The organism is Microbacterium sp. BE35, from assembly GCF_031457705.1.
Classification (GTDB): Bacteria; Actinomycetota; Actinomycetes; order Actinomycetales; family Microbacteriaceae; genus Microbacterium; species Microbacterium trichothecenolyticum.
Genome location: NZ_JAVDXD010000002.1, coordinates 463,513 through 482,623, shown reverse-complemented (window position 1 = coordinate 482,623; position 19,111 = coordinate 463,513). Strand labels below are relative to the sequence as shown.

The window sequence follows — 19,111 nt, the reverse complement described above, 5'->3', positions numbered from 1 at the left end:
ATCGCACGTACTCTCGGCGTATGCGCTGCGTCGCCTTCATGCGGAACGTCAACCAGGGTCAGCGCGGCCATCCGTCGACCGTCGACATCGTCGCCGGCTTCGCCGACGCAGGGTGCCCCGACGTTCAGACCTTCCAGAGCAACGGCACGATCCTGTTCGACTCCGACGAACCCGCAGAAGTCGTCGAGGGCGCAGAAGAAGCGATCGCGGTCAGATCCGGCCACGAGCGCGACATCCTCTGGATCGCGCTTGCCGACCTTGTCGCGATCGTCGACGAACACGGCGCGCCCCACGATTCCCGTGGGTACGAGTTCACCCTCCACCGAGGCGGAACGGTCGACAACCGAGCCCCCGACGCGATCAGCCTCATGACCCGAGCCCGCTGCGAGATCGTCGACGCCGGACCCGGCTGGGCGCTCGTCCGCAACGACGTCGACGGCCAGGGCAACGCCACTCCGGTGCTCGAGCGCCTCACCGGCGACCGGGCGACCTCCCGCGGGCTGCCCACGATCCTCCGCCTGGTCGCCCGCTTCGGTTCCCCAGCCGGATGAGTCAGTCGTCGAAGATCCCCACCGACTCCGACAGCCGCGTGACCTCGTCAGCGCCGAGCTCGAGGTCCGCCGCCTGAGCCGAGTCGGTGATGGATGCCGCACGCCGAGCTCCCGGGATCGGAATGACGTGCGAGCCCAGCGCCAGTTCCCACGCGAGCACCGCCTGCTGCGGGCTGACGCCATGATCCTCGCCGACCTCGCGGAACGCCGAGAACCGGTCGCCGACCCTGCGCGCTCCGCCGCCGGTGCCGCCCAGCGGGCTCCACGGCAGGAACGCGATCCCGTGCTTCTCGCAGAAGCGCAGCTCGTCGATGCTGCCCGGATGCTTCGGCGAGAACTCGTTCTGCACGCTCGCGAGGTTGCCCTCGCCGAGCACGTCGATGGCGATCTGGATCTCCTCCACGCTCGCGTTCGAGATGCCGACCGCGCGGATGAGGCCATCGTCCTGCATCGCCTTGAGCCCCGCGATGATGTCGCCGTAGACGAGCCAGCGGTCAGGACGGTGGTACTGGTAGAGCTCGATCTGGTCGACCCCGAGGATGTCGAGCGACCTCTCGGCCGCCGAGCGGAGGTACGCCTCCGACCCGTCGCGGCCCTTGGAGCCGTCTTCACCGAGCGTGATCCCGCCCTTCGTCGCGACGAGGATGCTGGACGCGTCGCCGTCCCACGTGCGCAGCGCCTCGGCGACGATGCGCTCGTTGTGCCCCATCTCCTCACCGTCCGGCGCGTAGATGTCGGCGGTGTCGATGAGCGTCACGCCGGCGTCGAGCGCTGCATGGACCGTCGCCACCGCGTCGTCGAACGACGGGTACACCTTGTCGTTGTTCATCGACAGCGGCATCGCGCCGAGCCCGATCGCCGAAACCTGGCGCCCTGCCAGCGTGCGCTGCTTCATCGCATCTCCTTCTCGCATACCCCCAGCCTGCCAGGGTCGTGCGACGCCGCGCAGGGGCTCGAGAACCCCAGGCCGGGCCCTTGCGCATCGAGGTGCAACCCGCTGTCGTTTGCGCGCAACCGCGCCTACGCTCCCGAAGCATGACGACGAATGACCGCGACCACGACATCGTCCTGCTCGGCGCATCGGGCTTCGTCGGCAGATACACCGCGCGCCATCTGGCGCGATCGGCGCCCGACGGCGTGCGGATCGCCATCGCCGGCCGCTCCACCGCCCGCCTCGACGACGTCAGGCGCGAACTCGCCGTCGACTGGCCGATCATCGAGGTCGACACCTCGGACGATGCCGCCGTCGGCCGGGTCGCAGCATCCACTTCCGTCATCGCCACGACGGTCGGGCCCTACCTGCGCTACGGCGCGGGCGTTGCGTCGGCGAGCGCCCGCGCCGGCACGTCGTACGCCGATCTGTCGGGCGAGAGCATCTTCGTGGCGCGGAGCATCGAACGCAATCACGCCGTCGCCGAGACCACCGGCGCCAGGATCGTGCACTCGTGCGGGTTCGACTCGGTCCCGTCCGACCTCGGCCTCGGGATCGCCCACGCCGCCGCCGGCGGTGTGCCGATCGTCGCGGCGACCCTGACGGTGCGGTCGCTGCGCGGCGGCATCAGCGGCGGCACGATCGACTCGCTCCGCCAGCAGCTGAAGGAGACGAAGAGGGATGCCTCGACCCGCCGCCTCCTCGCGAACCCCTACGCGCTCACGCCCGGGCCGTCGGTGCGTCTGCCCGGCCACGCCGGCAGCGGCTGGGGCAAGGTGCACGGAACCTGGCAGGCGCCGTTCGTCATGGGCTCGTACAACCAGCAGGTCGTGCAGCGCAGCAACTACCTGACGGGGTGGAGCTACGGCCAGCTCATGCAGTACCGGGAGGTGGTGGCGACCGGGCGCGGCCCTGCCGGATTCGTGCGCGCCGCGGGGATCGCTCTCGGGACGGCGGGGCTCGTGGGCGCACTGGCGTTTCCGCCCACGCGCGCCGTCGTCGACCGGGTGCTTCCGTCTCCTGGCAGCGGACCCAGCGCTGAGGCGATCGAGCACGGTCGCTTCGTCCTCGAAGTCGACGTGTACCCGGTCGAGGGCCGGCCGGTGCGCACGCGGGTCGCCGCGCCGTTCGATCCCGGCTATGGCGGCACCGGCGTGATGCTCGCCGAATCCGCACTGAGCCTCGCGCTCGATGACCTCCCCGCCCGCGCGGGCGTCCTGACCCCGATGATCGCGATGGGAGAGCACCTGGCCGAACGACTGCGCGCCAGCGGCTTCACCCTGGATGCGGGAGCGTTGCCTCAAGCCCCCGGTCGTCGAGCGAGCGAAGCGCGTCGAAACGCCCCGGAGCAGCGAGCGACCTAGTCCCCCGCGGCATCCGTTCCTCCCCCGTGGTCGCCTCCGAGCGATGCGTCGCTCGCGCTCCTCTGCTGCGCCCTGGCGAGATCGATCACGCCCCACACCGCCACCGCGCCGGCAGCCGCCAGCACGAGCAGCGACCAGAACGGCGCTCCGGTCGCCTCGCCGAGGATGGTGATGCCGAGCACGACGGCCACGAAGGGGTCGATGACCGTGAGCCCGCCGACGACGACTTCAGGCGAATTGACGGTGTGCGCCCGCTGCACGAGGTAGATCGCGAGGCCGCCAGAGACCGCGATCCCGATCAGGCAGGCCAGGGTCAGCAGGTTCGAGGAGTCGAGGCGGTAGTCGCCCTCGGCGAGGACCGTCTGCACCCGCAGGATCACGGTCTTGCCCAGCGTCGCGACGAAGCCCGAGAACACGCCGGCGGCGATGACGATCAGCACGGCGGGTCCGCGGCGTCCGCGCTGAACGACGGCCACGATGATCGCGACGCAGAGCACGACGGCGAGCGCGAGCAGGATGGCGATGAGCTGGCTGTCGTGGATCGTGCGCTGGGTGCTCACCAGCGCAGCGACGCCGACGAAGGCCGCCACCCCGATGACGCTCGTCGCGATGGCACGCATCTCTGTGCCGGAGGGCTTCGTGTGCGTCGCTCGGGCCGTGAGCAGCGAGGCGAAGACGAGTGCGACGACACCGACCGGCTGCACCACGATGAGCGGAGCGAACGTGAGACTCGCCAGCTGGAGCAGGATGGCGCCCCCGATCAGCAGCGCACCGATCACCCACGGGCCGTTGCGCAGCAGGGCGAAGAACTGCCTGGCGCCGAAGGATCCGGTGGCGCCGCTGCGCACCCCGCGCGCCTGCATCATGTTGCCGAGCGCCAGAGCGGCGGCCGAGGCGACGGCCAGGACGATGCCCAGCACGGGGAACGACGCGATGGTCGACGGCACCGGTCCCCCTCTCCGCAGTGCTCTCACGCTACACAGCGAGGTCCCCGGTGAGCGGGCTCGCTGCCGGACGGCACGTTCCCCGCCCCCGCCGCATCCTTCTCACTAGGTCGAGTCAGGGCATCCGCTCGAACACCTCCCGCGCTCGCAGCGTGCGCGCCCGCGTGACCGGACGGGTGGCCAGGACGATCTTCCCGCGCGCATGCAGCTTGGCCAGGTCCTCGAAGGCGTCCACGATGTCCTCGATGGGGTACAGGCCCGACACGAGGAGACGGAACGCTCCGGCGCCGGCGAGGTCCACCACGCGCTGCAGCACCTGCGTCGCGTGCGAGACGGACTCGGCGTCGTCGCGGAGCAGCCGCAGCTCGACCTGGCGCCTGTCGGCGCTGGAGCGGTAGCGCTGCGGAGGAACCCCGAGGGCTGCCGCGACCTCCCTCCCGTCCTTGCCGAAGTTGTCGATGTACGCGGTGACCGGTGCGCCCGCGGCACGCCGGATCCGCTCCGCCATCCCCTCGCCGTACCGCACAGGCGTGATGCCCAGCTGCCGCAAGTAGTCGAAGTTGCGCTCCCCGCACGTGCCGATCACCCGAGCGCCGCGGTACTTCGCCACCTGCGCCTCGATGCTGCCGACACCTCCCGCCGCTGCGGAGATGACGACGGTGTCCGAGGGGCCGATCCGAAGGTCGTCGAGAGTCTCCAAGGCGGTGGCCCCAGCGAGGAACAGACCACCGGCGACCTCCCACTCGATCGCCACGTGCTTGGCCACGAGCTGGTCCGCCGGCACGACGATGTGGCTCGCGTGGGCGCCGGTCCTGGTGTGCCCGACGACGTTCGCACCGACCCTCAGCGCGGTCACGCCCGGCCCGCAGCGGCGGACGATCCCCGCGAAGTCGCTGCCGGACGACCGCGGCCACGGGTCGTCGTGCCACGTGTCCTCCTTGCCGTTGCGCAGGAAGGCGTCCATATGGTTGATCGCCGTCGAGATCACCTCGACCAGCACCTCTCCAGGCCCGGGAGCCGGCATCGGGTATTGATGACGCTTGAGTACGTCTGCGTCGCCGTAGTGGGTGTATCGGTACGTGAATGCCTCCGTCGGTGCTCGCATCGCGATCCCCTCCTGCCGTTCCGTCGAGGCTCGTCATCGAGCCTCGAGGATTTATTCCGGCGGACGGGCGGTCATGGATGCAGCCGCAGCATCCCATCCGATTCCGAACCCGCCCCGAAGACCTTTCACAGCGCGGCAGATCGCCGCGGGAAAGAGAGGTCTCTCATGGGCTCGTCACCGAACCGCATCGTCGCCACGGTCTTCGGCGCCGTCTACCTCCTCGTCGGCCTTCTGGGGTTCTTCGTCACCGGTCCCATCAGCTTCGTAGCGACCGAGGGCGGGCTGCTCCTGGGCATCTTCGAGGTCAACCCGCTGCACAACGTCGCCCACCTGCTCATCGGAGCGGCGCTGCTGATCGCCGGCATCGCCGGTGCGCGCCCGGCCAAGATCGTGAACATCACGGTCGGCGCCGCGTACCTGCTGCTGGGTGTCGTGGGCTTCTTCCTCGTCGGCACGCCGGCGAACATCCTCGCGCTCAACGCGCCCGACCACTTCCTGCACCTCGCGAGCGCCATCGTGCTGCTCGGCGTGGGCCTGGCCGCCGAGCGTTCATCGCAGGTCGCGACGGCGTGAGCGAGCTTCGGGGGGACACGACGGGGCGCGTCAGCCGCGCCCCGTCGTGGGTGCCGGTCGGCGCGTGGGGCTTCGGGCTCGTCGCCGTCGGGCTGGGGGCAGCTGCGATGGTGGCCGTGCAGGCCGACCCGCTCTCACAGGGGCTCGGTGTGGCGTCGGCCGCGGTGGGGCTGGGAGCTCTCGGGTGGGGCGCCACGAGTCTCCACCTCAGCCGGACGCCGACGCCGCGAACCGCGGTCGCCGGCCTGTTCGTCGGGATGGGCGTCGCGGTGGCGCTGCTCGCGACCGCGCCCGGGCGTGCGAGCATCCTCGCCGTGGTCCTCCTGCTGGCGCTCGGCGTCGCCGTCGCCTGCGGGATCGTGCGAGGGACGAGGCATCCGTCCCCGCGGTCGAGTCTGTGGGGCCTGGTCGCTGCGGCGGCGCTGGTCACCGTCGTCGTGGTGCCCGCGCTCGGCGTCTGCCAGGGCGCGGCGCTCCTGGACGCCGACGGCACCGTGCTGCCCGTCGTCACCCACGACGGACATTGACGGATGCCGCGACCACGGCGGATCCCGGCGGCAGGACCGTGGTGGCCTCCCCCGCATCGATCGAGGTCCACCACGGTCGCGGTCGCCGTCAGGAAGCGGGAACGAGGACGCGATCGATCGTGTGGATCACACCGTTGGTCGCGGGGATGTTGATCGCCCAGAACACCAGCCGCGGGTCGCTGAGGGCAGGTGTCTCATCGCGCAGGTTGATTCCGCGGGGCTTGACGACGCCGCCGTTCGCCATCGTCAGCGAGCGCGCCGTGAGGACCTTCACCGGGCCGAGCTTCTCGCCCGCGACCACGTGGTAGAGCAGGATGTTCGAGATCTGCTCCGTGGTGAACGTCGACGTGATGGCGGCCAGCGCGTCGGCCTCGCTGGCAGGCGTCGTTCCCGTGAGGTCGGCCACGAGCCGCAGGAACGCGCGGTCGTTCGGCGCGAAGACCGTGTAGGTCTGGCTCGTATCGGCGAGCGCCCCGTTGAGCCCCGTGGCCAGCACCGCCTGAACCAGGATGTCGTAGTCCCACGGATTGGCGTCGGGGGCGCCACCGCCCGATGCGGCGACGGCGACGTCGACGATCGTGCCCGCAGGGGCGCCCCCACCGTGGGCCTGCGCGGGCGTGGCTGTGAACACGAGAGCCAGGGCGGCGACCGCCGCAACGGCCAGGCGAGACTTCTTCATGGTTCCGATCTCCTTCGATGCGATTCCCGGCACCGTCCGGACGAAGGGTGCCATAGAGGTATTCGCCCGAAGACGCGGGGACGGATGCAGCAGCCGGGAGTTTCGTTCCGGATCCGCGCGCGCACCCGCACCCCGGCGCCCGCCGAGGGGCGCCGGGTCAGCTGAACTCGAGCGGCCCGCGCACGATCGAGTCGCCGGAGTGGGTCGGATCTCCGTCGAGGGGCTCCTGCGAGACGTCGACGAGCACGTACTCGCGCAGATCGACGTCGGCCGGAACCACGAACGTCCCCTTCTTCCCGTCGAGCTCGCCGAGACTCACCAGTGCCGAGGCGTCCGCGGTGATCAGCCAGACCTCGCGAAACCCGTCGCTCTCGTCGAAGTCCTCGACGTTCACGGTCAGCGTGCGCTCCCCGTCCGAGAGCTCGATCACCTGCGCGGTGCCGGCGGCGCCGGGGTGATCGGGGAACGCGGCCAGGGTCGCCGACGCGATCTCGACCGACTGCGGCGCCCTGACGAAGCTCCAGATGCCGACGATCGCCAGGACGGCGGCGATGCTCGCCGCCAGGGCGAACAGCATGCGTCCGCCTCGCAGTCCGCCGCGGCGCTTCGGCTGTTCGTCTGCGACAGGTGGCGCGTCCGCGGGAGCGGCTGAGGGCGGCGGCGACCCCGCTGGCGCCGGCGCGCCCACCTCGGATGCCGCCGGCTGCGGCGACCGGACCTCGTCGAGGATGCGATCCCAGACCCGCTCCGGCGGCGTCTCGAGCTCGCCCAGGGTCATGGTGGACCGGCCGACCGCCACGGTGTGCTCGAGCTCCGCCAGCTCGATCGAGCAGACGTCGCACGTCGCGACGTGCTCCTGCTCGGCACCCGTCAGCGGTTCTCCGACGGCGACCAGCGCAAGACGCTCGGGGTCAAGGTGCGACATGGGACACCTCCAATCGGTCGCGCAGCCGGGTGAGACTTCGGCGGATGTGACTCTTCACGGTACCCAGCGGCATGTCGAGGCGCGTCGCGATCTGCTGGTGGGTGAGGTCGTCGTAGAACGCCAGCCGCACCACGCGCTGCGCATCGGGCTCGAGGCGGTCGATCTCGTCGGCGAGCAGCATCCGGTCTCCGAGATCGATCTCCGACGAGAGCGGCTCCTCGGTCACCGCGAACCGCTGCAGCTTCTCTTGCAGTTCGCGCACACGCCGGCGCGCATCGAGGGTGTCGGCGATGCGGCGGCGGGTGATCGTGACGAGCCACGTCGAGAGCCGGCCCTTGGCCGGGTCGTACGACGCCCGCGAGGTCCATGCCGAGACGAAGGTCTTCTGCGTCACGTCTTCGGCATCCCCTCTGTCGCCGAGCACCCGGAGCGCGAGGGTGAACACGATCGGCGACCATCGCCGGTAGATCTGCTCGAGGGCGCGCTCGTCACCGGCGGCGAAACGGCCGCACAGCTCGCGCTCTTCCTCATCGTCCACGCTGATTCCCCTCTGCTGGTCCGGCGCCTTCGCCGGGTCACGTGATCGGGGTCGCGATCGCGACCACGTTATCCGCGTAACGGCCCGTGCGGGAGTCGAACTGTCCGCCGCACGTGATCAGCACGAGGCTGCGCGTGCCCGAGCGGGCGAACAGCTCGTCGACCGGAAGCTCCGCCTTCGGGTAGTAGGTGACGCTTTCGACGGCGTACTTGCGCGTGTCGCCGGCGGCATCCGTCACATCGACGACGTCCCCGACGGGAAGGTCGCGCAACCGGCTGAACGGGCCGATCGGGTACTCCGGGGAATCGACGTGCGCCGAGATCACGACATTGCCGCCGGATGCCGCGGGGTCGGCGCCGAAGCGATACCACCCGCCGATCGCGGGGTCGGCCGGCAGCTCCATGAAGCCTCCGGCCTCCACACCGACCGGCACCACCGGCACGTCGACGTCGATGGAGGCGGCGACCACCCTGACCGGCGGCACGTGCCGCCGTGGGGGTGAGGGGGTGGCCGCCGCGACCGGCACCTCGACGGCGGGCGTGGGGAGCGCCGTCGCCGTCTGAGAAGGTGCCGGCGCCGACGGGGCGGCCCCTGGGGACGAGCCGCACGCCGTCAGCGCGAGGGCGATCGCGAGAGATGCTCCGACTCCTGCGATCGCCCTGCCCATGTCGCGGTGCTTCAGCGCCGTGCCCTGCCGCGCGCGACGACGAGAGCGGATGCCGCCACCGCCGCGGCGACGACGACACCGCCGATCGCCCACATCCACTGCTGGAACATGTCGCGCTGCGCGAGCTGGCCGCCCGTGCCCGAGTTCACGCCGTCCGGTGCCGAGTGCAGGCCCGTGACCGTCTGAACCGCGAGCGCGAGGTTGTCGTCCTCGAGGCTCCCCCACGCGTAGGCGATCGTGAGCACGCCCTCCTGCACGTCGACGGGCGCCGGGCCGAGCAGGGGATCGGTGGTGCCGGCCGCGGCCACGGAGGCCTCGATCGTTCCGGCGGGCAGGTCCAGCGACGCCTCGTCGGGGTTCGCGAGGGCCTGGATCACAGCCGTTCCACCGGCGAGCACATCGACGGCGGGCGCGGCCGCGACGTGCCGCACGGTGAGGCGTCCCTCCCCCGCCGCCGTGGGCGACGTGTCGTTGACGTACGGAGTCACCGTCGGCGAGCCGGATGCGTCGAGGTGCGCGACGGCCGTGTAGTTCTTGCCGGATTCGAGCGTGAGGGTGACGGGGCCGAGCACGGGCGAGCTGGCATCGGTGGCATCGGGCGCCGTCAGCGCGACCTCGTACGCGCCCGCGGGCAGATCGAGCGGGCCGGCGAGGTCGCCGGGCTGGAAGTCGTCGAGCGTGAGCGCGCCGTTGACGTAGACATCGACAGGCGTGTCGGGAATGCCGTGCAGGACTGAGAGCACGGCGTTGGTGTTCGTGGCTGCGCTTGCAGGGATGCCCACACCGAGCGCGGCGACGATGCCGGCGGCGATTCCTGCGAGAACCTTCTTTCGCACAGTGTTCCTCCTTCTCCGGGCGGCCGGTCGCCGCGTGTTTGAAGAGTTCTTCCGGCGGGAGGGGAGGTTCGGATGCAGGCGGGGCGGGGTTTCTCTCGCGCGGGTGCGCGTGGCGTCACATGTCGTCATCGCTCGACACGCTCAGACACTCAGAGGCGATCCCCGCGGACGGCGGTTAGCGTGGGGTCATCGCGGCGATCCGGGCGGTCCCGGGCTCCGGTTCATACCCGGGAGCGTTGCGGGTTCGACTCCCGCCGTCGCGTCCAACCGCCGTGGCGTGAGTCGGCGTAGTCAGTTGCGGACGACATTGATGTTGAACTCAGGGCCACCTATCGCCGCAAACAACTCGAAGAACAGCCTCGAGTACATCTCGGTTGCACGCGAGGCGCCGATGCCGCCGAGGTCCACGATCGATCGATCTGGCCAGCCGAACTCCCCCAGCAGATCGTGCACGACGCGTTTGGCATCGCGGTCGTCGCCCGCGATGAACACGGAATGGTCGGTCGCAAGTCGACCAGGGGCGACCATGAGTCTGTAATTCACGGTGTTCAACGACTTCACGACTCGACTACGGGGAAACGCACGCTGGATCTGCTCACCAAGGCTGTCAGTATTGGCCGAAACGAGGGTGGGCGGCAGGCCGCGGGACAGGTCGATCGGAACCGCGACGTCGAGGAGCACCTTGTCGGCCAGCGACATCGCGCCCACCATTTCCAGCGCGGCCAGCGAGTGCGCTCCTGAAGTGGCGTTAGCAGTCACGTCGACGAGCGCCTCGCCGATCACGAGCGCATTGCCCCATCACGGACGCGTCCCCGTCGGCACGGCGAGTTCGCGAATCGTCACATCACGGAAGGTCGCGGTCGCGCCGCGCGCGTAGAGTCGGATGCCGTCATCGCCGGCGAGTGGAAAGACGCGGTGCGACTGGACGCTCCGTCCGTTCTCCACGAAGAACTCGACGCTCGTCCGATCGACAAGCAGCCGAATCGCGACCCGCCCCTTTGATGGGTCGAGCGGTGCTTGCGTACGTCCTCGCGTGGGGTTGACGGTCAATGTCCGGTCCAGATACGCGTGCGGACCGGACAGGTCCAGCCCAGCGGCGACGAAGCGTGACCCGCCAGCGGCACGGCACACCTCGAAGCCGATGTCGCCGCCATGGTCGGCGGTCTCGGAATCCCACTGGATCTCACAGCTCAGGTCATACGCGGGCGCGTGGATGTCGAGATCGAGCCCTCCTTCGACCTCCAGCTCGCCGAGGCGGTGCGTGCGAGTCGCGTACTCCGTCAGCGCGGCGGTGGGAGCAGACGTGAGGGCGTATCCGTCGTGCTCGCGCACGAGCCGTACGTCCCGCACGATCATGTCGTCGCCGTTGTAGTTGTCGGTCATCAGGGTGGGGGTGTTGTGCGGGTAGTCCCAGAAGTTCGCCCAGCCGATGACGTGGCGAAGGGACGCGTCCGCCTCACCGGATGGGGCGTGGTGTGGGTAGGTGACGGCGCCGTAGAAGTCGAAGCCCCAGTCGAGCCAGCGGGGCTCATATGCACCGGGGAGGAACGTGCTGCCGTCGAAGGCGCCCGTCCAATAGGCGTAGGTAGCGGGCAGGCCGCGGTGCGTCGCGTTTGCGCTGAGCCCCAGAACCCAGTGGGAGGATCCATCGTCGGCGGTGATCTCGAAGATGTCGGGGCACTCGAGCAGGCCCAAATCGTCACGGACGAACTCACCGACGCGGGTCCAACGGGTGAGGTCGAACGACGCGTAGAAGCCGAGTCGATCGCCCTCAGCGAGGGCCATGAACCACCGCTCGCGGGTGCTGTCCCAGACCACCTTCGGGTCACGGAAGTCCGTGATGGCCGGATCGGCCAGCACCGGGTCATCCCCTCCTGGCTGGAACGAGCGACCACCGTCTGTGGAGTACCAGAGGAACTGCGCCTGCCGTCCCTCCGGCACCCGATCGACAGCGGCTTGAGTGACCAGCGCGATCACCGCTCCGCGCCCGAACCCGGCCGTGTCGTCGGTGTCGACGACGAGCGATCCCGACCAGCAGTCACCGTTGCCGTTGGTGAACTTCTCGATGGCGACGCCGTGATCGATGAAGCTCACGTGGTCCCGCGTCGTGGCCCGTCGCCAGGAGGTGCCGATGCCGCCGGTGAGGTAGTCCGCGTTGTACAGGTAGTAGTAGTGATACTCGCCGTCGACGAAGATGGGCCGCTGGGGGTCGTTCTTCCAGTTATCGGGCACGCTGAAGTGAAACTCGGGGCGCATGGTCGGCCTCGTGGGCGGCCCAGGGGCGATGCTCATTGGGTGGCCGCCGCGTTCCGAGCGACCGTTCGCATGGACCAGACCCGCAGTTGCACCGGGACGTCGTCCCCAGACAGCCGGATGCCGAGGGCGTCGGGGCGGGTCGGGTACACGCGCGCCGTCAGCGGCACTCCGCCCGCGAACACCTCGAGCGCGGAGTGGTCGACGAGGATCCGCACGTCCAGACCGCCGTCGGCATCCACCGGCACCATACCCGCACGGGGGCCGGCGTCGACTTCGGGGTCCAGGCTCGACCGCGAGCGGTCGAGGCTCAGCTCGGCCTGGTCGCCGCGACGCTGCAGGTGCAGAACCGTGCGCTCGGCGTCGTCGTCGGTGGCGCGCAGGGCGATCGCGACCGCCCCGTCGTCGGGGATCGTGAGTCGCACCTCGAGGTCGAGCTCATCCCCACGGACGACCTCCACCGGCTCGGCACTCAGCACCGACGAGACGGACGCCACCTGTTCGTCCCGGAGCGCGTCGACTTCGGGGGCCGGTGCCTGATGGAGGGATCCGTCCGGCGCGGCCGTCACCACGCGCGGCAGCGACATGATGCCCGACCACCCCGCCGCAACGGCGGCGCTGTCGGGTCGTCCCTCTTGCAGCCAGCCGAAGAGGAGGCGCCTGCCCGACTCGTCCCGCATCGACTGCGGGGCATAGAAGTAGCGTCCACCCAGATCGAGCCGATGCAGCGCGGCGGGCATGAACCGGTCGCCCTCGTACCGACCGGACCAGTACAGCGGGTGGTGGGTGACACCCTCGTCCCATGCGGAGAACACGAGGATGTCGCGATGCGCGGCATTCTCCTCGCCGATCCGGAACAGGTCCACGCATTCCCACATGGTGCCGGTCCAGTCGGGAGCGCCCGCATCGCCCACCGTGCTGTCGCCGACCAGCAGCGGCCCGACGTAGGTCCACTCGCGCAGGTCGGTGGACTCGTACAGGAACGCCGTTCCTCCCCGGCTCCGGATGCCAGAGCCGATCAGCTGCCGCCATGTCTCACCTTCGCGCCACACGCAGTGGTCGCGGAACGCCGTGACGTCGATGCCGGCGGGTGCTGTTGCGATCACCGGGTTCTCGGCGACCTTCGTCCACTCGACGAGGTCGGGGGTGCCGATCGCCACGCACGGCAGCTCCCGGTCACCGTGGCGGCCGGAATAAACGATCGTGGGGGTGTCGCCGTCGTACACCAGCACGCCGGACCAGCATCCGTCGACGTCGGGTCCGTCGCTCGGGGTCAGTGCGATCGGCAGATCGCGCCAATGCACCAGGTCGGTGCTGACCGCGTGACCCCAGTGGATGCGGTGGTGCAGCGGGGCGTACGGGTTGAACTGGTAGAAGAGGTGGTACTCGCCGTTTCGCTGGGTGAGGCCGTTGGGATCGTTCAGCCATCCAGCCGGGGCGGTGAAATGGTAGGCCGGACGATGCGGATCGGCGGCTGCGCGCGCGATCAGCTCTGCCGGGACGAGCGCGGATGTGGATGTCGCGGTCATGCGGCAGAGCTTTCTTCGAGGTCCTCGGGCAGTTCCAGAGCGGTCCCGGGGGCGTCGGAGGGTGGGGCGTAGAGCCCGCACCGCACCCAGTGCTCGGGCTGCTCACTCAGCCGGTGGAACACGGCACGTTGGTTCGAGCAGGGCTCCGTCGTCTGCCCGGACCAGCGACAGACGGTCGGATCCAGCACCTCGCGACGCAGTTGCGCACGTTCGACGGAGTCGAACGGGTCGGTGCGCTTGGGGTCCGGTACGGCAGAGATGAGCAGGCGGGTGTAGGGGTGGGACGGGTTGGCCAGCAATTCCATGGCATCGCCGCCCTCGACGAACTCGCCGGCGAACATCACGACGATGCGATCGGCGAGGTACCGCGCCGACGCGAGGTCGTGCGTGATGTAGAGCATCGAGATGCCCTGCTCCTCGCAGAGCGTGCGCATGAGGTTGAGCACCCCGATCCGCACCGAGACATCGAGCATCGACGTGGGTTCGTCGGCGAGGATCAGCCGCGGGTTCACCGCGAGGGCGCGGGCGATCGCGATGCGCTGCCGCTGGCCGCCGGAGAGTTCGTGCGGGTAGCGGTCCAGCATCTCGTCCGGAAGACCGACCTTCTCCATCAGCCGCCGCTTGGCGTGTTCCAGCGCGGCACGGCCCGATGCGGCACCGTGGATGCGCAGCGGCCGCTCGAGGAAGTGACCGATCCGGTGGACGGGATTCAGCGACCCGAAGGGGTCCTGGAAGATCATCTGCACCGCTGAGCGGTACTCGCGGGTCGCGCGCCGCTTGGAGGTCGCGATGATGTCTTCGCCCTCGAAGAGGAAGGTGCCGGCCGACGGCTGCTCGAGGCGGGCGATGCAGCGCGCGAGCGTGGACTTTCCGCTGCCGGACTCGCCGACGAGCGCGACGACCTCGCCGTGGGCGATGTCGAGGTCGACGCCGCCGAGGGCGCGCACCCGCTTGCGGGAGAATGCGCCGCCGATGGTGAATGTCTTCTGCAGCCCTCGTGTCGAGAGCACGGGGGTCTCGGGTGCGGTCATGAGATGGTCTCCGTGGTCAGGGAGTCGTCGTCGCTGGGCGCCACCCAGTGGGTGGGCGTGATCGGTTCGAGATCGGGGATGTCGCGGAACCTCACACCTTCGCCGAGGCCCTGCAGACGGGTGCGAGGACCGGACATGGGTGGAAAGGCGTTCATGAGGGCGCGGGTGTAGGGGTGCTGCGGGGTGTCGAAGATCTCCTCGGACCGTGCGGTCTCGACGAATCGTCCCGCGTACATCACCGCCATCCGGTCGGAGAGCTCGACCATCAGGGACATGTCGTGGGTGATGAACAGGATCGCGAAGCCGAGTTCACGCTGCAGGTCTTTGATCTGCGCCATGAGCTCCTGCTGCACCACGACGTCGAGCGCGGTGGTGGGTTCGTCCATGATGAGCAGCGGCGGGCGGAGCGCCGTCGCCATGGCGATGACGACACGTTGCCGCATCCCGCCCGAGAGCTGGTGCGGGTACGAGCGCAGTCGGTCTCGCGGGATGCCCACGAGATCGAGCAGCTCACCGGCGCGCGCGATCGCGGTCTTCTTCGATACGCCCTCGTGGGTGGTGAAGATGTCGACGATCTGGTCGCCGACGGTCATCACCGGGTTCAGCGAGTTCATGGCGCTCTGGAAGACCATGGCCACCTGGCGCCAGCGGAACTCGCGGAGCTGCTCGGCGTTCAGTGCCAGCACGTCGGTGCCGGCGAAGCGGATCGACCCGCCGGAGATGACGGCGGGGTCTCGCAGCAGCCGCAGGATGGCGTTCGCAATCGTCGACTTGCCGCAACCGGACTCCCCCGCGAGGCCGAACACCTCCCGCTCCGCGATCGAGAACGACACGCGATCGACGGCGCGCACGGTGCGGGTCTCGGTGACGTACTCGACGGAGAGGTCCTGGATCTCGAGCAGCGGAGCAGTCATCGCGCCGCCTCCTTCGCGGTGCGGGGGGCGACACGCGTGGGCGCGTCGGGCGTGGTGCGACGGCGCGGCCGCCGCAGGCGGGGGTTGGTCGTCTCATCGACGCCGTAGTTGACGAGTGCGAGCGCGAAGGCGACGAGGGCGATGCACACGCCGGGAGGGACGAAGACCCACCACGCCCCGGTCAGGAGGGCGCCGTCATTGCTCGCCCAATAGAGATTCGTTCCCCAGCTGACGGTGCTGATGTCGCCCAGGCCCAGGAACTCCAGGCCGGCCTGAGCGCCGATGCCGAAGATCACGCAGGCGAGGAAGGTGCTCATCACGATCGAGGCCATGTTCGGCAGCATCTCGCGGAACATGATGCGCAGTCCGCCCTCACCGGTGACCTGCGAGGCGGCGACGAAGTCCTTGCCGCGGATCGACATGGCCTGCGAGCGCAGCACACGCGCCGACCCCGCCCAGCCGGTGATGACGAGCACCAGGATGACGGTGCCGAGGCCCTGCGGCAGGAACGCGGCGAGGATCACCAGCAGCGGAAGTCCAGGCAGGAGGAGGAACACGTTCGTGACGAGCGACAGCACGTTGTCGATGGTGCGTCCGAGGTAGGCCGAGGCGAGGCCGACGAGGAGGCCGACGAACGTCGCGAGGATGCCGACCGTGAAGCCGACGAACAGCGACGAACGCGAACCCCATACGTTCAGCGCCAGCACGTCCTGCCCTTTGGCCGTCGTTCCCAGCCAGTGCTCGGCCGACGGGGGCTGCGAGCCGATGCCTTGGATGAGCGTGGGATCGCCGGGGGCGAGGATCGGCGCGAACACGGCCATCAGGACGAAGAGGATGAGGATGACCAGACCCGAGGTGGCCTTGGCATTTCCGAGGAGGCCTCGCAGGAGTCCGCCTCCGCCGCGTCGGCGCCGCGGGGGCGGTGCGGCGGTGACCTGTCCGTCCGGGCCGGGCGGGGTGCCGAGCTCCAGCTCGGCCATGGCGCGGGGATCTTGCGCGAGTGACATCACGAACCCTCCGTTCAGCTCACGCGCACGCGCGGATCGAGGCGCACGTACACGATGTCGACGAGGAAGTTGGCGATCAGCACGGCCGTGGTGATCGTGAGGAAGAGCCCCTGCATGAGCGGGTAGTCGAGGTTCTGCACCGCGGCGAGCAGGGTGTAGCCGATGCCCGGGTAGGCGAAGACGACCTCCGTGAGCAGCGCGCCGCCGACGACGAACCCCAGGGACATGCCGAATGCGGTGACTGACGGCAGGAGGGCGTTGCGGGCTGCGTACTGCATCATCACGCGGTTCGCCCGCAGACCCTTCGCTTCGGCCATCACGATGTAGTCCTCGGCGTTGGTGGCGATCATCGTGTTGCGCATGCCAAGCATCCAGCCGCCGACGGAGACGAGCACGATCGATGTGGCCGGGAGGATGAGGTGGTACGCGACATCGCCGAGGAACGCGAGGGAGAATTCCGGAGCGGTGCCTACCGCATACGCGTGGCGCAGTGGGAACCATCCGAGCGTGACGCCGAAGAGGTACAGCAGCCCCATCGCCAGCCAGAAGTACGGGAACGAGCCGATGAAGATGAGCAGAGGCGGGACGAAGGAGTCGAGAACGCCGCCGCGGCGCCACGCGGCGAGGATCCCGAGCACGTTGCCGATCACGACGGCGATGATCAGCGACACGAAGCCGAGCAGAAAGGTCCAGCCGATGACGCTGGAGATGACGTCGATGACGGGCGTCGGGAATCGCGAGATCGAGAAGCCCAGGTTGCCGGTGAAGATCTGGCCGAGGTAGCGCAGATACTGCTCCCAGAGCGGCGCGTCGCTGAGTCCGAACGACTCTCTCAGCGCCTCGATCTGGTCGGGGCGGATCTGGCCCTGCAGCCGCGCGACCATGCGCGACACGGGGTCGCCCGGCATGAAGCGGGGAAGGAAGAAGTTGAGGGTGATCGACACCCAGAACGCGACGAGATAGAACCCGAAGCGCCGCAGCATGTAGCCCATGATGTGTCTCCACGGTCGTCCTGCTGCGCCGCGCGGCGGCGGCGCAGCAGGACGACGCGATGTGTCAGTCCGCGACGACCGGTTCGAGGCTGGTGAGGATGAGCACGGCGGTGCGCGCACGCACGCCGCCCAGGGGCGCGTACGGGTCGTCCTCGCTCGGCCAACCCGTGAAGCGCAGCGTGCTGGCGGCGCCGAACTCCGGCCCGGGGAACAGCGTCGCCACAGGGGCCGCCTCGGCGAACAGCGCTTGGAGATCGTTCATGATCGACTGCTGCTGCGCCTCGTCGGAGCTCGCGGCGAACTGCGCGAGCAGCGCGTCGGCCTCCGGGTTGCCGTAGCGGTGGTAGTTGTCGAACGTCTGCTCACCGACCGGCTTCACCGTCTCGGTCGACATCACACCGCGATAGAACTGGTACGGCGTCGGGGCGTTGGCGCTCCATACGATGCCCGAGTCGAAGGTGCCGTTCTCGTAGCCGGCGACAACATCGCCCCAATCCTTCGCCGCCACGGTGACGGTCACACCGAGCTCGGCGAGGTTCTGCGAGATGACGTTGCCGACCGACACCCAGTCGCTCGAGGTCGAGCCGACCGAGAAGTCGAACGCGAACGGGGAGCCATCGGGCAGCACGCGCTTGCCGTCGGCGCCGAGCGTGATGCCCGCGGCATCCAGCAACTCGCCCGCACCCTCGAGATCACGCTCCGTCCACGTGCACGAATCGACGACGGCCTGGTCACGCCAGGTGTCGTACGAACCAGACAGACCGGTGCAGTCGGCCGGGTGGGTGTACCCCTGCATGCCGACTTCGGTGACCTGCTCGCGATCGACCGCCATCGACAGCGCCTTGCGGACGTTCTCGTCATCGAACGGTGCCTTGGTGGTGTTGAACTGCCAGCTGATCATCGACCCGGTCGTCGGGAACCAATAGAACCGGTGCTCCGGGTCCTTCGCGACATAGGCCTCGTCGATGTTCGGGATGAACTGAGGCGCCCAGTCCACATCGCCGTTGGCGGCGGCGAGGTTCGCGCCGTCGTTGCCTGCGAAGGCCAGCATCCGGATGCCTTCGATGTTCTGCTTCTCCGGCTGCCAGTAGTTCGGGTTCTTGCCCAGGTCGAACGACTGCGCCTGGAAGTTGGTGATCTCGGTGTAGGGACCGGTGCCGACCGGGTCCTCGTTGGCGAACTTCGTCGGGTCATCGACGTCGTTCCAGATGTGGGAAGGGGCGATGACCTGCTGGCCGATGTCGAGCAGCGCGGGAGAGAAGGGCTGGTTGAAATCGAACTGCACCGTGAGCGGGTCGACCGCCGTCACCGATTCGATGTAGTCGAATCCGCCGCGCACCTCGCGCTGCAGGTCGAAGGAGAGCACGACGTCGTCGGCGACGAGCGGCTCGCCGTCGGACCACTTCACGCCTTCGCGCAGGTGGTACGTGATGCCCGAGCTGTCGGGCGCGACCTCCCAGTCGGTCGCGAGCCACGGCGTCGTCGTACCGTCGGCGGGGTTGTAGATGAGCATGGACTCGTAGATGGCCACCTGGGTCATCGGGAAGTCGGGGTTCGCGAACGGGTTGAAGTTGCGATCGAACGTCCCCATGTCCTCGCGCGGGATCGTCAGCAGCTGGGAGCCGTCGAGCGAGTCCGCGGAATCGCCTCCGCCGGCGCTGCAGCCGGAGAGGGCGAGTGCTGCTGTGGCCGCCATTGCGGCGGCGATCAGCACCGCTTTGCGGTGAACTGTCATGATGAGGGTG

The 19,111-nt window shown here is 69.3% G+C and carries 20 protein-coding genes and 1 tRNA gene; 5 read left to right on the top strand and 16 right to left on the bottom strand.

Going from position 1 to position 19,111, the window contains the following annotated elements; translation table 11 throughout:
* Window positions 1–20 precede the first annotated feature (20 nt).
* Window positions 21–551, top strand: coding sequence for a DUF1697 domain-containing protein (locus tag J2Y46_RS08445; protein WP_310241612.1), 531 nt, complete (start codon window positions 21–23; stop codon window positions 549–551).
* Window position 552: 1 nt separating this feature from the next.
* Here J2Y46_RS08445 and J2Y46_RS08440 read toward each other — a convergent pair whose 3' ends face one another.
* A complete protein-coding gene (locus J2Y46_RS08440) occupies window positions 553–1,446 on the bottom strand; it encodes an aldo/keto reductase (RefSeq protein WP_310241610.1) in 894 nt (297 codons plus the stop codon).
* Window positions 1,447–1,586: 140 nt separating this feature from the next.
* Between J2Y46_RS08440 and J2Y46_RS08435 the strand changes: the two genes are divergently transcribed.
* A complete protein-coding gene (locus J2Y46_RS08435) occupies window positions 1,587–2,846 on the top strand; it encodes a saccharopine dehydrogenase NADP-binding domain-containing protein (protein ID WP_310241608.1) in 1,260 nt (419 codons plus the stop codon).
* Here the strand turns inward: J2Y46_RS08435 and J2Y46_RS08430 are convergent.
* Both J2Y46_RS08430 and J2Y46_RS08425 read right to left on the bottom strand, forming a co-directional pair.
* Window positions 2,843–3,793, bottom strand: a complete 951-nt coding sequence (locus tag J2Y46_RS08430) for a DMT family transporter (protein ID WP_310241606.1) — start codon at window positions 3,791–3,793, stop codon at window positions 2,843–2,845. The two genes, J2Y46_RS08435 and J2Y46_RS08430, sit on opposite strands and share 4 nt — an antisense overlap.
* Window positions 3,794–3,905: 112 nt before the next feature.
* Window positions 3,906–4,895: an NADP-dependent oxidoreductase gene (locus J2Y46_RS08425; RefSeq protein WP_310241604.1), complete on the bottom strand. Its 990-nt coding sequence runs from the start codon at window positions 4,893–4,895 to the stop codon at window positions 3,906–3,908.
* 165 nt (window positions 4,896–5,060) lie between these two features.
* On the opposite strand from J2Y46_RS08425, the gene J2Y46_RS08420 reads away from it, so the two are divergent.
* Window positions 5,061–5,468, top strand: coding sequence for a DUF4383 domain-containing protein (locus tag J2Y46_RS08420; RefSeq protein WP_045296131.1), 408 nt, complete (start codon window positions 5,061–5,063; stop codon window positions 5,466–5,468).
* Window positions 5,465–5,995: a hypothetical protein gene (locus J2Y46_RS08415; RefSeq protein ID WP_310241600.1), complete on the top strand. Its 531-nt coding sequence runs from the start codon at window positions 5,465–5,467 to the stop codon at window positions 5,993–5,995. The genes J2Y46_RS08420 and J2Y46_RS08415 overlap by 4 nt, the downstream gene beginning before the upstream one ends.
* 88 nt (window positions 5,996–6,083) lie before the next feature.
* Here J2Y46_RS08415 and J2Y46_RS08410 read toward each other — a convergent pair whose 3' ends face one another.
* The 5 genes from J2Y46_RS08410 to J2Y46_RS08390 form a co-directional block, all read right to left on the bottom strand.
* Window positions 6,084–6,674: a fasciclin domain-containing protein gene (locus tag J2Y46_RS08410; RefSeq protein ID WP_310241598.1), complete on the bottom strand. Its 591-nt coding sequence runs from the start codon at window positions 6,672–6,674 to the stop codon at window positions 6,084–6,086.
* A 157-nt stretch (window positions 6,675–6,831) separates the two neighbouring features.
* The gene (locus J2Y46_RS08405) at window positions 6,832–7,599 is read right to left on the bottom strand and encodes an anti-sigma factor (protein WP_310241596.1); all 768 of its coding nucleotides are present in this window, start codon (window positions 7,597–7,599) and stop codon (window positions 6,832–6,834) included.
* Window positions 7,586–8,137 (bottom strand): RNA polymerase sigma factor, encoded by a 552-nt coding sequence (locus J2Y46_RS08400; protein ID WP_084695374.1) that lies wholly within the window; start codon window positions 8,135–8,137, stop codon window positions 7,586–7,588. Before J2Y46_RS08400 ends, J2Y46_RS08405 begins: the two co-directional genes overlap by 14 nt.
* 37 nt (window positions 8,138–8,174) lie before the next feature.
* Window positions 8,175–8,804: a class F sortase gene (locus tag J2Y46_RS08395; RefSeq protein WP_310241595.1), complete on the bottom strand. Its 630-nt coding sequence runs from the start codon at window positions 8,802–8,804 to the stop codon at window positions 8,175–8,177.
* A gap of 11 nt (window positions 8,805–8,815) precedes the next feature.
* Window positions 8,816–9,640, bottom strand: a complete 825-nt coding sequence (locus J2Y46_RS08390) for a DUF4397 domain-containing protein (protein ID WP_310241593.1) — start codon at window positions 9,638–9,640, stop codon at window positions 8,816–8,818.
* Between the two features lie 190 nt (window positions 9,641–9,830).
* Between J2Y46_RS08390 and J2Y46_RS08385 the strand changes: the two genes are divergently transcribed.
* A tRNA-Met gene (locus tag J2Y46_RS08385) sits at window positions 9,831–9,906 on the top strand.
* Between the two features lie 25 nt (window positions 9,907–9,931).
* Here the strand turns inward: J2Y46_RS08385 and J2Y46_RS08380 are convergent.
* The 8 genes from J2Y46_RS08380 to J2Y46_RS08345 form a co-directional block, all read right to left on the bottom strand.
* Window positions 9,932–10,423, bottom strand: coding sequence for an NADP oxidoreductase (locus J2Y46_RS08380; protein ID WP_310241591.1), 492 nt, complete (start codon window positions 10,421–10,423; stop codon window positions 9,932–9,934).
* 15 nt (window positions 10,424–10,438) lie between these two features.
* Window positions 10,439–11,896, bottom strand: a complete 1,458-nt coding sequence (locus J2Y46_RS08375; protein WP_310241589.1) for a glycoside hydrolase family 32 protein — start codon at window positions 11,894–11,896, stop codon at window positions 10,439–10,441.
* 32 nt (window positions 11,897–11,928) lie between these two features.
* Window positions 11,929–13,422 (bottom strand): glycoside hydrolase family 32 protein, encoded by a 1,494-nt coding sequence (locus J2Y46_RS08370; RefSeq protein WP_310241587.1) that lies wholly within the window; start codon window positions 13,420–13,422, stop codon window positions 11,929–11,931.
* Window positions 13,419–14,453: an ABC transporter ATP-binding protein gene (locus tag J2Y46_RS08365; RefSeq protein WP_310241585.1), complete on the bottom strand. Its 1,035-nt coding sequence runs from the start codon at window positions 14,451–14,453 to the stop codon at window positions 13,419–13,421. The genes J2Y46_RS08370 and J2Y46_RS08365 overlap by 4 nt, the downstream gene beginning before the upstream one ends.
* Window positions 14,450–15,367, bottom strand: a complete 918-nt coding sequence (locus J2Y46_RS08360; protein ID WP_310241583.1) for an ABC transporter ATP-binding protein — start codon at window positions 15,365–15,367, stop codon at window positions 14,450–14,452. The genes J2Y46_RS08365 and J2Y46_RS08360 overlap by 4 nt, the downstream gene beginning before the upstream one ends.
* Window positions 15,364–16,347, bottom strand: coding sequence for an ABC transporter permease (locus tag J2Y46_RS08355; protein WP_396653171.1), 984 nt, complete (start codon window positions 16,345–16,347; stop codon window positions 15,364–15,366). The genes J2Y46_RS08360 and J2Y46_RS08355 overlap by 4 nt, the downstream gene beginning before the upstream one ends.
* 41 nt (window positions 16,348–16,388) lie before the next feature.
* A complete protein-coding gene (locus J2Y46_RS08350; RefSeq protein WP_310241579.1) occupies window positions 16,389–17,366 on the bottom strand; it encodes an ABC transporter permease in 978 nt (325 codons plus the stop codon).
* A 64-nt stretch (window positions 17,367–17,430) separates the two neighbouring features.
* Window positions 17,431–19,101 carry an ABC transporter substrate-binding protein gene (locus tag J2Y46_RS08345; protein ID WP_310241578.1) on the bottom strand — a complete coding sequence of 557 codons (1,671 nt, stop codon included), beginning with the start codon at window positions 19,099–19,101 and terminating at the stop codon, window positions 17,431–17,433.
* Window positions 19,102–19,111: the final 10 nt, after the last annotated feature.